This is a genomic window from Acidiphilium sp. PA (assembly GCF_026191915.1).
GTDB lineage: Bacteria > Pseudomonadota > Alphaproteobacteria > Acetobacterales > Acetobacteraceae > Acidiphilium.
In genome coordinates, this window is sequence record NZ_JAIMBY010000011.1 from 36,883 (window position 1) to 50,996 (window position 14,114).

Sequence of the window (14,114 nt, forward strand, 5' to 3'; positions counted from 1 at the left end):
CGCAGCCAGTGTTCGGGAAGATGACCGCCGCATGTCAGCATCGGGCTGGTCAGAGACTCGCGTTGCCTCATTGCTATTGCCTTCCGCCGGCCGGTGGAAGGCAGGATCTGCAACCGCCCAGCGACAGTAGGGACGCTCGCAAGAAGGCAATGCCCTTCCCAAAGTCCGCTCCTCAATGCCGCTTGCTTTGGATGCGCACGACGACTGGATGGTCGGGTTGAACGGGTTGAACAATCCCGGTCAATCGGGTCGATCCGAGCGCCGATTTTTTGCCCTCGGCCGCCTACTATAACAAGGTAAGACTCAGTACTAGATTCAGTAAGAAAGTAGGGGCGCCGAAATGCCGCGCAATCGATTGAATCGTATCGGGAAAATTTTCCGGCGTCCGTTTGATAGACCGCACAAATACGGGTGATAGGCCGTGAGCCGTCGGGTGATAGGCCGTGGTCGTTCACAGCCGGTCCTCCCGGTTTGGGGACAAAAACCCCGGGTTATCCCCAGGCACCAATGCGGCACTGTGGATGGGCACGGCATATCGACCGATCCGCACCCCCTCCTTTCCACGGTGCCAGACCGGATCGAGCCGATATGTCAGCAGCCGCCCGGAGCGCGACAACCTTCGCAAGGCCGCGACGAAGTCGCAGTGCCGTGCGGCACTTCCGGAACGGGCGTACAGCAGGTCGAATGAAACGATCCAGCCTGTGGATTGTTGGGCGGCATGCTTGCGCGCCAGCAGCCAGAGCCAACGCTCGATGCCGCCCGTCAAGCCGAAATGGTCGGGATCGACGGACAGAACTCGGCGTTGTCGTACCGACGTGAGCAACCAATCCGGAAGTGTCAGCAAGACGCCCGCCGGCGTGGCTTCCCAGGCTTCGATCCAGCGGAACCGGATCGGCGCGTCGGCCGTGGCACCGAGTGTGGTCTCGACGACGGTGCCCGCCAGACGATCGATGGCGGCGGTGAGCCGGACATACTGGCTGCGGCCGGTACCACGCCCCAGGAAGCCCAGAATGCGGCTTGCCGGGGCAATTAGCCGGCGGGAGATTGGTAGCCGCTCATCCTGCGCCTGAACGAGCTGTGCGGTGGCCCAGATCAGGATGTCGGCGTCCCAGATCGTCGCGATGCCTGGGGCACCCGCCACCGGCGCGATGTGAACGGAATGCTTCTTCCCCTGATAACGGATCGGTGCCGTGCGCGGGGTCTTGGCCAAGCTGAACCAGGGCCAGTTCATTAGATCGACCGGTGCGCGCGGACGGGCGTGCTCGAGCATTGCCGGCAAGGGGTGATCGGCGTTCATTGCGAAACACGTCGAGCCGGACGTCCCGGGCCACGGGCAGCGCTGGTGCCGGGATCAGAGGTGGAATGCCGAGCACCGGATTCAGCCCAGTCCTGTAGGTCAACTAGCCGATAGACAACCCGGCCGCCGATCTTGCGATAGGCGGGACCACTGCCGAAGCAGCGATGTTTCTCCAGCGTTCGACCTGACAAGCCAAGGAATCGTGCTGCTTCCGGTGTTCGCAGATAGCGTGGTGGCAGATTAGGGAGTGTGTCCTGTTGCATGACGGCGATTTCCATCGGGCGGCCGGTCATCGGCGCGCATCGCCACGCAGGATCGGCGTTTGGCTAGAGGTTGCTCAGGGCCGTTTCCAGGAGAGTGCCAAAATCGGCCAGGGCACGACCCGCCTGACCGACCCGCGTCGCTGATCGACAGCGTAAACTTTGGCAAAAACCTTGGACGCACGTCCCGGACCTGAATCTGACCACGGCCTTCTCACGTCGGGGACAGCTGTGCTGTTGCGCAATGGCAAGGGGAAATCAGATGGGTCGCAGCGGTTTCAGCAATTTGAAAGCGGCGCCATCGCGCCAGCGGCGCGCGGTGGCAACGAGGGTGCGAACGCGACTGCGAGCGCCGCTGTCCTCCCAGGCCGCCGGCGGCTCGCCGAGCAGGGCGCGGTGGGTGTCGCGTTCGCTCGCGCCAGTACCGGCGAGGTCGAGTGCCCAGGCCATATAGGCAATTTTCAACCCGCGCGGATGTGGTTTCGGCCTCGGGAGGCTGGAAGGGAGCCGAACCCGCGGATGGGCCGCAAACCTCCAGAATGCTTGCGCGGCTTCCAGTCGCTCAGGATGCCAGGCATCCCAGAGAACCACCGGCGTCAGCGGTGCGCTCACGGGCGGTGGGTCACGCGATTGGAATATCAGGTGATGGCGAACGCTGGATGACGGCGCGACGACGAGATGATAGCCATCCGCCGTCGGACGGCCAGCGTAATGCGCGCCCCACTTGTCGGGATCGAACCGCACGAGGGAGTTGCCGATCGATTCGTCGTGGCCGACACGAACATGAACGGCACGCGCGATAGCCTCGGCCGTCCAGAAAAGCATGGCATTGTCACCGGTCGTATCGGGACTTTCCAGGAATTCGTAACCTCCATCGAGCGCAGAGCGACAGTGGCGCTTCTGGCTGCGCCTCGTGCGCGCATTCGACCGCCGCCGCGTAATCCTCGCGGTACGCGGCACTGCGTCTAACCAACTCCCAGACCAGACCGTCCGGCGATAGGCTTTCGATATACCGATACCGGGCGGCCAGCCGCTCTCGCGTGAATGGCCGCATCTCGTGTCTCCAACGCGACAGCGCTCCTGCCTCGTTATCTGAATCGACTTCGGATCGCCCGGCGACTTGACAACGCCACCCGCGACCTAACCACGCATCAACTTTCCGTTACCGTCTCGACATGATCCGGCTTTTGACGCGAATAGCCGAAAACTTAGGGGCTGCGCTGAATGCCGTTGGTCTGAAGTAACTGCCGCCAGCCGGAATTTGCCATCCATCGGGCTCGTGCGAGATGGGTGTCATAAGCCCGGCGCGCACGGTCACGCTCTTTTGCCGGATCGATCAGGAGCGCCTCGCGCGCGACCTCGTCCCACGGCACGTGCTCACGCTCGGCGTCGAGCAGGATCACGTAATGGATCACATGGATTTCGTCATACGGTGTCAGTTGATCGGAGATTGGCGCCTCATCGGCGATTGGCGCATCGAAACTGGGTTTGCGCATCTCGGGGTCCTTCTCGGCGATATTTTCTCGCCATGCCAAGGTTTTCACAATCAGATAAATTGCGGCGGCCACGATCAAGCGCAATGCGGCGCGTCTTGCAACTCGCGTATTATAATACGTAGCGCGGAAATACGCGATTGCGCTCCATCCTCTGGATGGACATTCGGCGACTCTTTGGAGCGAATCTACGGCGCGCGCGACTGGAGGCGAAGCTCAGTCAGGAGGCGGTGGCACTGTTGATGGGTGTCGATCGTGCCCACGTCAGCAGCATGGAGCTGGGCAAACAGAACGTGACACTGCTTACGCTCTGGGCCGTTTGCGACGGGTTGAAGATATCGCCAGCCAGCCTGTTCGATGAAACCGTGGCGGCAATCGCCGAGCAACCCGAGTCGCTGCCGTCGAAACCACTTGCAGCGGCCCCCCGGAAACGACGGCGTCTTGGTCGCAACCCGTCAGATCGCTGATCGCCGACGAAACGCCCCGTTCCCTGCGGGCGGGGCGTCGTGTCGGCTGGCCTCAGCGGGACCAGATCAGATTGTAGCTGCCTTCCGGCTCGACCTCGACCAGGCTGGCGTAGATCGGTTGCGGGAAGCTGGGGTCGTCGAGCTTGACCGAAAGGTATTCACGCCCGGTCTCCTTGGCCTTACGGCGCCAGGCGGCTCCCAGTTCGACATTGCCGGCGGCGAAAACCCTGAAATCAGGGGCTTTGTCGGTGCCGTTTTCGGCGGGAACCAGTCGCGCCTTGGCGTTGATGCTGAGGGTCCGGACGGTGCCGTTGTAGCCGTTCGCGTCCTTGGTGAAGTTGCCGATGATCGCCATGATCGTTCTCCTTCGCTTGGTTGTCGGGCCACCCCGCGCGGCCTCGATGGCGGTCCTGGAGCCGAGAGGCGATCGACCCGCACCGCTTGCGGCCGTAGCGCAGCGGAGGATGGCGCTGCGAGAGTTTCTTGCCTCGCGAGGAATGCCGCCCTTGGGCGGCAGGGGAAGAAAGTCGCGGCAGCACCGTTGCGGGCAGGCGATCGCCTTTCGGCTAGATCCGCCCATGACGAGGCCGAACGGGTGGTCACGCGCCAAGCCTCAAGGACAACGTGGCGAATCTGTCCCGCAACGATCAAGGTGTCACGATGGCACGGCACCGGTCGGTGAGTTGCACCAATTCAGACAGACTGTCTCCCGCTGGGCGACGGTCAAGCCAATGCAGAAGGTTTAGCGATGTGCAGATCGACGTCTTGGCTGGATGCGAGGAAACGGGGCCGAGGTATATGAGCGAGTGCGTCATTCCGGCGGCGGCTGACAGCAGTTTCGTACGTGCGTCGTAATGAACTAGCGCTGCGAGTAGAATGCAGAACGGTTTGGTCTCGCGTAGCCGGCCATCGATTACCGGCCCGTCAAATGTTTGCCAGAACGGCACGGTCGTTGCTGACATGGGGTGGATATGGGTCGAAAGCAGTGGCAGCGCGGCGGCTTGACCAGTTTGCCGCGCCGCAGGCTCGCTCTGTTCGGCACGTTCGACCAGCCCTTCACGGTGCAGAACGGCCTCGCCAACGTATCGGGCGGCGCCATGGTCGGTTTTGTCATCCTGTTCGGCATCGCGCTGCGCAACAGCCTGATGCTGATGATCCATTACGGCCGCCTGGTGCGCGACCACGGCCAGCGCTGGGATGCCACCACGGTGCGCCAGGGCCCGATGGACCGGCTGCCCGCGATCCTGATCACCGCGATCGTCACCGGCCTCGGTCTGCTGCCCCTGGCCCTCAGCGCCGGCACCTCCCTCGTCACTGATTTGTACGAGCGTTGGATGCTGCAGTCGAGCGTGAACAAGTCCCAACTCTGATAGGCACAAAAGCCTTCCAGAGAGCGGTGCGCGATCGCAAGTAGATCGAGATGCTGTTCGACCATTTGAAGCGCAATCTCGGGCTACGCCACCTGCGGCTACGTGGATTGACGGGCGCCTCGGACGAATTCCTGCTCGCCGCGACGATCCAGGACCTGAAGACGCTCGTCCGCCTCTGCGCTCACGGGCCGCCGAGTGAGCTGGCACAGCCCGCATGACCCATCATCAACCCGCGGATCAAACAGCCGGCGACGGAGAAACGACCCCGACCATCGGCAACCATCGCTGGTCACCGCACCATACAAGCCCAATCTCATCGACCTTTTTTTCAACGGTATCCATAATTTTCGATCCATTGATGTAACTTCGCGCGACTTTATCGGCGAGTGTGCTCAATCGGGGAGGTTCAATTTCAAATTTGCTTTCACATTGTCTCTGCCTCTTGACTCCGTACCACTGTACGGACGCCATATTGGCCGGGAGGTGGAAGATGAGAGCAAGCCTGACTATAGGAAACGCCGCACGTGAGGCGGGCGTGGGAGTCGAGACGATCCGGTTCTACGAGCGGCAGCATCTTGTTCGACAACCGCCGAAGCCGGCTGGTTTAGGGATGCGGCACTATCCTGCAGAGACGATCGAACGCATCCGGTTTATCAAGGAAGCCCAAGAGCTCGGGTTTTCGCTACGAGAGATCCACGAACTTCTGGCGTTGCGAGCTGATCCCGACACCGATTGCGCCGAAGTCCAGAAGCAGGCCACCACGAAGCTCGCCGAAGTGCAGCGGAAAATCCAGCGGCTCCATGACATCGGCGCTGCGTTGGAGCGTCTGATTGCGGCTTGCCCTGGGCAGGGTGGTTTGCAGGGGTGCTCGATCATGGACGCGCTGACACCGCCTTGCTGTGGCGGTCGTTCGGAGAAAGAGGTGTCAGCCGACACCAACAGAACCGCCCTCAACAAGGAAAGAAAAGACCAATGAAAAACACGATTTTCAAGATCGAGGGGCTGCGCTGCGACGGCTGCGCCAGCACCGTCAAAGCCCTGATGGAAAAGGAGCCGGGCGTGAAGGCCGCTGCCGCCTCGTTCAAGGATGGCGAAGCGCGGATTCTGTATGATCCGGAGACTGTTACGGAAGATCGGCTTGCGGCGGTCATGGAACGCCCCGGTTACCGAGTAACTGCACGGCTATGAGCCCTGATTTCGTCACCGCGACGATTCTGCTGCCGATCGGTCTCGGGCTGTTTGGCTTTATCGAGCCCTGCACGCTGGGCACCACGCTGGTCTTCATCGGATTTCTGGAAAACAAGAGTCCCAGAAACAAGCTTGTCCAAACGGTCGGGTTTGCCTTGTCGCGCGCCGTGACGATCGGCTTGTTCGGCCTGCTTGCAGCGTTCCTGGGAAGTCTGTTCCTGGGAGTGCAAAAGGACATCTGGATTGCCCTGGGCAGCCTTTATGCCATCCTCGGCTTGCTTGTTCTAACCGGCTACGCCGGCCGTCTGATGGTCTCAGTCGGTCCCAGCTTCTCCCGTCTGTCCAACATGCGCGGATCGGCTGGTCTGGGCGTACTGTTCGGTTTCAATATCCCTGCCTGCGCCGCCCCTCTTATCCTGGCGCTTCTGGGTACCGCCGCAGCGAGCAGTGCGGACGGCAGACCGCTTGTCAAAGGATTTCTCTCGCTCGCGCTATTTGGTGTCGCGCTGTCGCTACCGCTCGTCCTTGCGGTCCTGTTTGCGCCGGCGCGCCGGGCGATCGACTGGCTTGGCCGTTTTTCGCGCCGGATGCCGACGATCGCGGGGTTGGTGCTGATTGCCCTTGGCCTCTGGTCGATCCGTTACGGTTTGTTCGTCTCGATCCGCCAACCGATGCCGGGCATGTGAATGCCGGAATGAAAGGATAGACCATGTCCGAAACAATTGCCGCTGAAGCGTTCTGGACGGAAGAACCGTCCAACCGGCCGGATCGGCGCAAAATCCGCGCCCGCATCGGTGGACTGCATTGTTCGCTCTGCACCGGCACTATCGAGAAGGCGCTTGGGCGACAGCCGGGCGTCGATAAGGTCGCGGTCAGCCTGACCCACGAGCAGGCCCTCATCGAATATGATCCGAGTGTAGCCCGGCCCGGACAACTGCTCCAGATATTGCGCGACATCGGCTACACGATTTCGGACCCGCGCAAATTGCGTCCGTTCGATGAAGAGGAGCGCGATCTGGTTCGCGAAAGCCGGCGTTTCGTGATCGCGGTGGCCTTGAGCGTGGCCGCGATCCCGATCATCGCGAATCCCGCAAGTGGTTGGCTCGGCGCGCTCCCCGCTCTGGTCTGCCTCAGTCTTGGCGGCCTCGTCTTCCTCGTCCTACGATCCAGCGGCCTATGGGCAGCGATCGGCGGAGCCGGTGGCCTCGCTATCATGGCGCTGACTTTGCTTTATCTCAATCTGGAAGGCTATCTCACGCGAGCCGCACCATGGATCGTCGGCGCCCTGGCTTTGATCCTGGTGTTCGGTGTCGCACGGCACATCCTCCTAATGGCCTTCCAGGCATTGCGGCGCGGCATTCTCAATCAGCATGTCCTACTCGAAATCGGCGCCTTTGCGGGCATGGCCGGGGGCGTCATCGGCATGGTCCTGAACCGGCCCGGTTATCCCACAGCGCAGTTTTTCGCCGTGGCGGTGATGGTCACGACCTACCATATTTTCTCCGAGTGGCTATCGCTCATCGTCAAGACGCGTAGTTCGCAGGCGGTGAAGAAGCTGCTCAACCTCCAGCCCGAAACGGCCCGCATCCTGCGCGGCGAGATCGAAATGGACGTTCCACTCGCGGACGTGAAGGTTGGTGACCGAGTCAGGATCCGACCTGGCGAGCGCCTGCCGGTGGACGGTGTCGTCGTGAGCGGCCGTTCCGGGGTTGACCAGTCTCTCGTGACCGGCGAGGCGATCCCTGTCGAGATGACAGAAGGTGCCACCGTCATCGGCGGTTCGGTAAACGGCACCGGCACGTTGCTGGTTTCGGTCACGGCGGTCGGCGAAGGCAGCTTCCTGCAACGGATCGTCCGTGAGGTAGAAGACGCGCGCGCGCTGAAACCCGGTATCCTCCATCTGGTTGACCGGGTCCTGCGCATCTACACGCCGACCGTGCTGCTGATCGCCACGCTCGCCGTTATTTTCTGGCTGGTTGGCTCATGGCTCGCCACCGGGCAGGTCGATATCGAGCGTGCGGTGTTCGCGGGTCTCAGCGTGCTGGTGATGGGGTATCCGTGCGCGCTCGGTATTTCGGCACCGCTCTCCATTGTTCGTGGAGCCGGGGACGCTGCCGGACGGGGCATTCTGATGCGCACCGGCGAAGCGTTCCAGGGTTATCGGCTGGCGACCAAAATCGTGCTCGACAAGACCGGTACTCTCACGGCAGGTCGTCCGGTCCTGCGGGAGGTCGAAGTAATCGAAGAGCGAGAGGATAGCCTGCTTGCCCTGGCCGCGGCGGCCGAAGCGTCATCCGAGCATCCGCTTGCCCAAGCCGTGGTGAACGCAGCGTTCGAGTATGGCGCCCTCCCGCCCGAGGTTGAATCTTTCGAGGCGATCCCCGGCAAGGGCGTGATCGCGCGGATCAAAGGCGATCACGTTCTGGTGGGCAGCCCGCGCTTTCTGAGCGAGCGCGGCGTTGATCTGTCCCGTCTCGCCGAACGGATCGACGCCCTGGAAGCGGTAGGGCGAACCGTGATCGCGGTGAGCCGGAACGGCCGCGCGCTGGGGGCGCTGGCCTTGGGTGACACACTGCGGCCCGATGCGGCCCGCGCGGTCGCTTCCTTGCGCAAGGCGGGGATGGTGCCCGTCATGGTCACCGGCGATAATGAACGCGCGGCACGCCACGTCGCCCAGGAGGTTGGGATCGACGAGGTGCGCGCCGGTGTCCTACCTGATGAAAAGGCGGGAATTGTGCGCCGCCTACAAGCCGATGGCAGCCGGGTTGCGATGGTCGGGGACGGCATCAACGACGCGCCTGCCCTGATGCAAGCCGACATCGGCATCGCGATGGGCGGGGGCACTGATATCGCAATCGAGTCCGCCGACATTATCATCCTGTCGAACCGCTTGGACGCACTTCCAATGGCTCGGAAAATCAGCCGCAACAGCTATGGCAAACTGCTACAGAATGTAGCCCTTGCGTTCATCTTCAACGGAGCCGGCATCCTCCTGGCCGCGACTGGCTTGGTACAGCCGGTGTGGGCAATGGTCGCGATGGCGGTGAGCGTGACCGCGATCTTCATCAACTCGCTCGGAGGAAACCCAAGGTTGTTCTTCGACGCGATTGCGAGCATCGGACATTCCACGGAAACAGCCGTCATGCCGGGCGGGGCGTGAGCAGGACAGGATGAACAGAATACCCCCAGCCGCGGTGTCCGATGTCCGTTCGGGCGCACAGATCGAGCGTGAGCACCTCCTGCGAGTGCTCGCGCTGGCAACCTTCGTTATCTTCTTCCAGGCGTTCATGGTGGCGCCGATCATTCCGCAGCTTGGCCTTGCTTTCGGCGCATCTGCCAGAACCGTCGGCTTGATCGTGCCCGCCTACTTGATCCCCTATGGAATTGCGACGCTGACCTACGGCCTGCTCGCAGACCGGCTTGGTATCCGCCCCATCATGTTCGCGTCGCTCGCCGCTTTCGTCGTGCTCACGGTTCTGAGCGCGACCGCGCACTCCGTTGCGACGCTGGCGACATGGCGCGTGCTGACCGGTCTCGGTGCGAGCGGGGTTGTGCCACTCGCACTCGTTCTCGTGGGTGGCATGTTTCCCTATGAACAACGAGGTCGGCTCCTTGGCTGGCTCTTCGGCGCCATGGCGGGGGGCATGGCCTTCGGTTCGACTTTTGGCGCGGTGCTGGAGCCATATGTCGGATGGCGGGGGTTGTTTCTCCTCGTCGCTGTCGCCGGCGTCGGCGTCCTGCTCCTGCTGCTGCCCTACCGCGGTTTCATCGGAGCGCACCCACGTCAGGCGCCCGCGACCGTGGGCAATCTGTTCCGAGGCTACCGTGATCTGCTCGGCACCCAACGAGGCCGACGCACCTATGGCTATGTCCTGCTCAACTCAGTATTCCAGTCCGGCGTGTTCACCTGGCTCGGGGTGTACTTCGAACGCCGTTACCACCTCGGCGCGATCGGCATTGGTCTGGCACTGCTAGGCTACGGCGTTCCGGGCTTCCTGTTCGGCCCGGTGATCGGGCGCTTGCAGACCGGCTGGGCCGTGGCCGCCTCATCCCGATCGGATTCGCGCTTGGTGCCCTCGCAACGGTAGCGCTAATCCTCGACCTGCCCCTCCTTGCCGCCGCGATTGCGGTCACGATCCTGTCGCTTGGCTACGATATGACGCAGCCGCTGTTTGCTGGCATCGTCACGTCGCTCTGCGGCAAACGTCCGGGTCAGGCGATGGGCCTCAACGTGTTCTTTTTGTTCACTGGCTTTGGCCTTGGCAGCCTCATTTTTGGCGAAGTGCTCCGCCTCGGATTCGGGCACGCGCTGGGGGCTTTTGCCGCGGTAGAGGCGGCCGCAGCCTGGGCATCGATTGCGCTCTTCAGAGCAGAGATTCCGTCCGATTCGGTCGGAATTTCGTAACAAAGCCAGCATACGGGGGGCAGCGCGCTTAATGCTGGCATCTCTTAATTTGAGCACCGTCACCTGATGTCGAGCATAACTCGTTTAGTACAAGCATAGAACCACATAATCCGAGTACGACGTTCGATAGCCTCTCCGCGATTGCCTAATTTAGGCAGGAAGCCGCGATGAAATCGAGCACGGGCGCCGATGAATGCGAGCAGCTACACGTAGGTTGCCGGCGCAGAATTAGGTGCCGCTACCCTTTCCCCGCCGGCACCGTGATCTGGCAATCCTGCGCCTCGTGAAATTCGCCGCCTTGGACTTGTTTGTCGCGATCGCCTTGGCATTAGGACCGTTCGACAACAATCGAACCGAGTTGCGGCGTCGAACGGGCCCTAAGCCTTTGTTTTAAGCGGCAGCTTTGTCGGGGTGCTGACGCACTCATTGGCTGACGCTGCCTTAGTCTCGTTGTCGGTGAGAAGGGTCCAATCGGCGGCCCACGTTTATCAGGCAAAATTGTTGGTCGGCCGGAAACTGGTGGTCGCCAAAACGCTCTCAAAACCTCCGGACAATTTTCGAATTCCGACGCGGGTTCCTTTATACCAAGGGTTTGTGCTCATCGGGTCAGTGTAGGGCGAGGTGAGGCTGTTGGATGTGCCCAGCCAGTGGTACATCAGCGCAAACACCGTCCCTGCCGGCACCGCATCGGTCTCATAGACCGCAAAAGTCTCGTTGCCCTGATCGTTGTGGATCATCACGATGTCACCGTCGCTGACACCGAGTTTTTTCACGTCCGCGGGATTGATCTGCACGAACGGCAATGGCGTCGTTTCGGTTTTTTCCGGCAAATGGCGCATATGGTAGCTGGACTGCCAGAGCGGCTGACTGCGGCCCATGGTGAACCAGAACGGATATTTGGTCCGGTCCGATTTCAGGTAGCCCGCAACCACCGTGGCGGAGGCGTGATCATCCCAGGGACGGGTGCCGTACCAACTGAACTTGCCGTCCTTGGTCATGAAATAGAAGGTCGAATAAAGCCGCTTGGTGCCAACCAACTCGCCAGTGTTCGGGTCGATGCGAACCGGGGTTTGGATACCCTTCTGGCCGACCTTGCGTAGGTAGCCATAGTCAACACCCTTGAAGCTTTCAGGATCGAGCGTGCTGGCCCGCGAGGCCGGAACCTTCGTGTTCATTCCGGCATAAAGGTCGTCCTGGATCGATCTGACGACATCCGCGCCATGTTTCCAATCCATGCCGGCAAACCGCTTGGCGATGTCGGCCTTGCCGTCGGCCTTGTAGAGCGCTTCAAGTTTCTGGCCGACCAAGCCGTGGATTTCCCAATCCGGCTTGGCGTCGCCCGGCGGGTCCATGAACCGGTCATCGAGCCGCATCAGGCGGTCACCGCAATTGAGCGAGATGTTCTCCGCCTCACCCCATTGCGCCGCCGGCAGGATCAGATGCGCGTCACGGGTACTCTCTACCATATAGATGTTCTGCACGGTGACGAACAAACCGTTGGTCTTGTCGAGCCCTTCCAGAATGCGCGCGGCAAGGTGCTCCATCGAAACCGGCTCGCCATCGCCCTGCTTCTGCGCCGACAGGTAGTCGGTCAGCGCCTGCGCCCGCTCGCCGACCCGCTTGCGGAAATAAGCATTGTTCTGAGCCGCCAGATACGGGTTGCAGCCGGTCAACCAGAAGGTTTTGCCCCTGCCGTCCTGAACGTATTTATCGACATCCGGCGGTGGTTTCGGGCCGGGATAATCCGGACGCGCATAGCCCTCCTGATGCCCACCGACCCGCCCGGTGCCGGTGCCGGGCCGGCCGATATTGAAGGTGAGCGCGCCGATCTGGGCGATTGCCGCGACCGCGTCATATTGCCGGTAGTTCCAGATCACACCCTTCTCATAGAGGATCAGGCTGCGCCGCCAATGGCCGCCCGGCTTGGGCTGGGCTATCCAGGCAGCCGCCTGCTCGATCTGCGCCACCGGCACGCCGGAAATCTTCTGCGCGCGGGCCATGAAGTCCTTGTAGGGCATGTGCAGTTCGAGGGATTTCTTTTTGTAGTCCTCGAAACTCGTCATGTCGGTGTGCTGGTTCAGGAAGTCCTTGTTGTAGTATTTTTTCTCCCACACGGCTCTCGCCACCGCGTTCATCAACATGTAGTCGGTGCCGAGATTGGGCCGCAGATGAAGCACCTTCGCGCCGGTTTCCCGCGCCACATTGACCGTCGCGGAAATCCGCGGATCGACGATGACCATGCGCGCGGGAGCGATCGCCTCGCCATTGGCGTAGTGCGCCTTCTTCTCGTCCTTGGTCGCACCTTGCAGGTTGGGCATCATGTGCGCGACGAAAAACACCGTCGCGGTTTCGTAAGCGTTGGAGCCCCACAGCATGATGGTATCGGCGAGGCGCGCGTCATCGTAGCAATAATTCAGTTCATGCACCCCGCGATCACGGGTGCCCCAGGTTTCCGAGCTGTAGCCGGGCCGGTTATGGATGCCGACATGCTTCATCTGCAGGCCGGTGAATAGCAAGCGCCCCGTGCCATAGGTGTTCTCCATACCCCCACCACCACCGCCATGGTCGTAGATTTTGGAACAAAGCTCGTCGGCACCGTATTTGTCGGCGACACCCTTGATCACCCGTGCCTGCAACTCGATCGCGGCGTCCCATGGGATCGCGTTGAACTCCGTGCCGACGCGCAACAGCGGATAGTGCAACCGCGCCTGAGTCGGTCGGCTGTCGGACCAAGTCGTTTTGGCGTTGACCGCGCCGCGGCTCGAATGGTTACCCATCGGGTTGATCGGCGAATCATGCGCCGGCACGATCGCGACGTGATAGGTTCCGCCATCTCGCTTGCGGATCGTTGAATGCATCGACTCAGTGTAGGAAAATCCGACGATCGGTGGCTGTGGGCTGGAGAAATCGACGCCGAACGCGTTGTCGCCAGCTTTTAGGCCGCCAGCAAGCCCGTCCGGCCAGACATAAACCTTGTAGCCGCAGCCGACCGTGCAATACTGGCAGACGGTATTATAGGCTTCCGCATTGCTGGGCGGCAGCGGGACGGATTCTTCACGGCGGTACAAAGCCATTGTCGTTTCCCTCGGATTTTTGTGGTTTTCCCGCTCAGGCGGCGTCGCTGGTGCGGCCCCAGATCAGGCCGGACATGCGCTCGGCATGGATGTCGCCTGCACTGTCGATCCTGAGTTCGATTTGCGGCAGATAATCCGACGCCAATCCCTGATAAGGGACACCGTTCCGTGCCGGATCGAACATCGATAAATGGCACGGGCAGACGAACCGGCCGTCCTTGAATGCTACAGGGCAGCCCATATGCGTGCAGATGCCCGAGAAGGCGACGATATCGCCCGATGAACCCGCACCTTGATACGCCGGCTCCGCAAGCTTCAGCAGCCAGGCGGGTGACGTTGCATCAGGGTATTGAAAGGAAACCGGCATGCCTGCGCTGAGCTGATTGACGTTGCCCACCTTGACCGAAGGCCAGGGTTTGCCATCCGTCATAACCATGTCTGCCGTGGCGAGCATGGGGGTGGCGACAGCGCCTGCCACCGCGGATGTCCGTATGAAGGTTCGACGTGAGACTTTCATTGGCATTTCTCCCCACTCTTTTGATATTACGACTCTTATAGAA

Annotated in this window: 17 protein-coding genes; 9 read left to right on the forward strand and 8 right to left on the reverse strand. The window is 61.5% G+C overall.

Features of this window, described 5'->3' with window-relative positions; genetic code table 11:
* Positions 1-451: 451 nt before the first annotated feature.
* The 5 genes from AruPA_RS13510 to AruPA_RS13525 form a co-directional block, all read right to left on the reverse strand.
* Positions 452-1,270, reverse strand: a complete 819-nt coding sequence (locus tag AruPA_RS13510; protein WP_265637241.1) for a replication initiator protein A — start codon at positions 1,268-1,270, stop codon at positions 452-454.
* Between the two features lie 23 nt (positions 1,271-1,293).
* The gene (locus AruPA_RS13515; protein WP_265637341.1) at positions 1,294-1,560 is read right to left on the reverse strand and encodes an AlpA family transcriptional regulator; all 267 of its coding nucleotides are present in this window, start codon (positions 1,558-1,560) and stop codon (positions 1,294-1,296) included.
* Positions 1,561-1,815: 255 nt separating this feature from the next.
* Positions 1,816-2,382, reverse strand: coding sequence for a DNA -binding domain-containing protein (locus AruPA_RS13520; protein WP_265637242.1), 567 nt, complete (start codon positions 2,380-2,382; stop codon positions 1,816-1,818).
* Between the two features lie 7 nt (positions 2,383-2,389).
* Positions 2,390-2,611, reverse strand: coding sequence for a transcriptional regulator domain-containing protein (locus AruPA_RS21820; RefSeq protein ID WP_408858659.1), 222 nt, complete (start codon positions 2,609-2,611; stop codon positions 2,390-2,392).
* A 154-nt stretch (positions 2,612-2,765) separates the two neighbouring features.
* On the reverse strand, positions 2,766-3,053 hold the full coding sequence (locus AruPA_RS13525) for a DUF2285 domain-containing protein (RefSeq protein WP_265637243.1): 288 nt from the start codon (positions 3,051-3,053) through the stop codon (positions 2,766-2,768).
* Positions 3,054-3,190: 137 nt separating this feature from the next.
* Here AruPA_RS13525 and AruPA_RS13530 point away from each other — a divergent pair, with 137 nt between their 5' ends.
* Positions 3,191-3,517, forward strand: coding sequence for a helix-turn-helix domain-containing protein (locus AruPA_RS13530; protein ID WP_265637244.1), 327 nt, complete (start codon positions 3,191-3,193; stop codon positions 3,515-3,517).
* A gap of 52 nt (positions 3,518-3,569) precedes the next feature.
* Here the strand turns inward: AruPA_RS13530 and AruPA_RS13535 are convergent, their stop codons facing one another.
* Entirely contained in the window at positions 3,570-3,872 is a 303-nt protein-coding gene (locus tag AruPA_RS13535; protein WP_265637245.1) for a DUF736 domain-containing protein, read from the reverse strand.
* 616 nt (positions 3,873-4,488) lie between these two features.
* Between AruPA_RS13535 and AruPA_RS13540 the strand changes: the two genes are divergently transcribed.
* The 8 genes from AruPA_RS13540 (at position 4,489) to AruPA_RS13575 (ending at position 10,480) form a co-directional block, all read left to right on the forward strand.
* The gene (locus AruPA_RS13540) at positions 4,489-4,887 is read left to right on the forward strand and encodes an efflux RND transporter permease subunit (RefSeq protein ID WP_265637246.1); all 399 of its coding nucleotides are present in this window, start codon (positions 4,489-4,491) and stop codon (positions 4,885-4,887) included.
* Between the two features lie 50 nt (positions 4,888-4,937).
* Positions 4,938-5,105 (forward strand): hypothetical protein, encoded by a 168-nt coding sequence (locus AruPA_RS13545; RefSeq protein ID WP_265637247.1) that lies wholly within the window; start codon positions 4,938-4,940, stop codon positions 5,103-5,105.
* A 272-nt stretch (positions 5,106-5,377) separates the two neighbouring features.
* Positions 5,378-5,863 (forward strand): MerR family DNA-binding protein, encoded by a 486-nt coding sequence (locus AruPA_RS13550; protein ID WP_265637248.1) that lies wholly within the window; start codon positions 5,378-5,380, stop codon positions 5,861-5,863.
* A complete protein-coding gene (locus tag AruPA_RS13555) occupies positions 5,860-6,075 on the forward strand; it encodes a heavy-metal-associated domain-containing protein (protein WP_265637249.1) in 216 nt (71 codons plus the stop codon). The genes AruPA_RS13550 and AruPA_RS13555 overlap by 4 nt, the downstream gene beginning before the upstream one ends.
* Positions 6,072-6,761, forward strand: a complete 690-nt coding sequence (locus AruPA_RS13560) for a cytochrome c biogenesis CcdA family protein (RefSeq protein WP_265637251.1) — start codon at positions 6,072-6,074, stop codon at positions 6,759-6,761. Before AruPA_RS13555 ends, AruPA_RS13560 begins: the two co-directional genes overlap by 4 nt.
* Before the next feature lie 23 nt (positions 6,762-6,784).
* On the forward strand, positions 6,785-9,235 hold the full coding sequence (locus AruPA_RS13565) for a cation-translocating P-type ATPase (protein WP_265637252.1): 2,451 nt from the start codon (positions 6,785-6,787) through the stop codon (positions 9,233-9,235).
* Positions 9,236-9,245: 10 nt separating this feature from the next.
* Positions 9,246-10,163, forward strand: a complete 918-nt coding sequence (locus tag AruPA_RS13570) for an MFS transporter (protein ID WP_265637253.1) — start codon at positions 9,246-9,248, stop codon at positions 10,161-10,163.
* 68 nt (positions 10,164-10,231) lie between these two features.
* On the forward strand, positions 10,232-10,480 hold the full coding sequence (locus AruPA_RS13575) for a hypothetical protein (protein WP_265637254.1): 249 nt from the start codon (positions 10,232-10,234) through the stop codon (positions 10,478-10,480).
* 488 nt (positions 10,481-10,968) lie between these two features.
* Here AruPA_RS13575 and AruPA_RS13580 read toward each other — a convergent pair whose 3' ends face one another.
* Complete coding sequence (locus AruPA_RS13580; protein WP_265637255.1) at positions 10,969-13,554, reverse strand: arsenate reductase (azurin) large subunit; 2,586 nt, start codon at positions 13,552-13,554, stop codon at positions 10,969-10,971.
* A 34-nt stretch (positions 13,555-13,588) separates the two neighbouring features.
* Positions 13,589-14,077 carry an arsenate reductase (azurin) small subunit gene (locus AruPA_RS13585; RefSeq protein WP_408858663.1) on the reverse strand — a complete coding sequence of 163 codons (489 nt, stop codon included), beginning with the start codon at positions 14,075-14,077 and terminating at the stop codon, positions 13,589-13,591.
* Between the last annotated feature and the right edge of the window lie 37 nt (positions 14,078-14,114).

Coding starts and splice junctions, on each gene's coding strand:
- AruPA_RS13550 (WP_265637248.1), top strand. CDS start 5,378: ATGAGAGCAAGCCTGACTATAGGAAACGCCGCACGTGAGGCGGGCGTG.
- AruPA_RS13575 (WP_265637254.1), top strand. CDS start 10,232: ATGACGCAGCCGCTGTTTGCTGGCATCGTCACGTCGCTCTGCGGCAAA.
- AruPA_RS13515 (WP_265637341.1), bottom strand. CDS start 1,560: ATGCAACAGGACACACTCCCTAATCTGCCACCACGCTATCTGCGAACA.
- AruPA_RS13560 (WP_265637251.1), top strand. CDS start 6,072: ATGAGCCCTGATTTCGTCACCGCGACGATTCTGCTGCCGATCGGTCTC.
- AruPA_RS13525 (WP_265637243.1), bottom strand. CDS start 3,053: ATGCGCAAACCCAGTTTCGATGCGCCAATCGCCGATGAGGCGCCAATC.
- AruPA_RS13520 (WP_265637242.1), bottom strand. CDS start 2,382: ATGCTTTTCTGGACGGCCGAGGCTATCGCGCGTGCCGTTCATGTTCGT.
- AruPA_RS13545 (WP_265637247.1), top strand. CDS start 4,938: ATGCTGTTCGACCATTTGAAGCGCAATCTCGGGCTACGCCACCTGCGG.
- AruPA_RS13535 (WP_265637245.1), bottom strand. CDS start 3,872: ATGGCGATCATCGGCAACTTCACCAAGGACGCGAACGGCTACAACGGC.
- AruPA_RS13585 (WP_408858663.1), bottom strand. CDS start 14,077: ATGCCAATGAAAGTCTCACGTCGAACCTTCATACGGACATCCGCGGTG.
- AruPA_RS13540 (WP_265637246.1), top strand. CDS start 4,489: ATGGGTCGAAAGCAGTGGCAGCGCGGCGGCTTGACCAGTTTGCCGCGC.
- AruPA_RS13555 (WP_265637249.1), top strand. CDS start 5,860: ATGAAAAACACGATTTTCAAGATCGAGGGGCTGCGCTGCGACGGCTGC.
- AruPA_RS13580 (WP_265637255.1), bottom strand. CDS start 13,554: ATGGCTTTGTACCGCCGTGAAGAATCCGTCCCGCTGCCGCCCAGCAAT.
- AruPA_RS13510 (WP_265637241.1), bottom strand. CDS start 1,270: ATGCTCGAGCACGCCCGTCCGCGCGCACCGGTCGATCTAATGAACTGG.
- AruPA_RS13570 (WP_265637253.1), top strand. CDS start 9,246: ATGAACAGAATACCCCCAGCCGCGGTGTCCGATGTCCGTTCGGGCGCA.
- AruPA_RS13565 (WP_265637252.1), top strand. CDS start 6,785: ATGTCCGAAACAATTGCCGCTGAAGCGTTCTGGACGGAAGAACCGTCC.
- AruPA_RS21820 (WP_408858659.1), bottom strand. CDS start 2,611: ATGCGGCCATTCACGCGAGAGCGGCTGGCCGCCCGGTATCGGTATATC.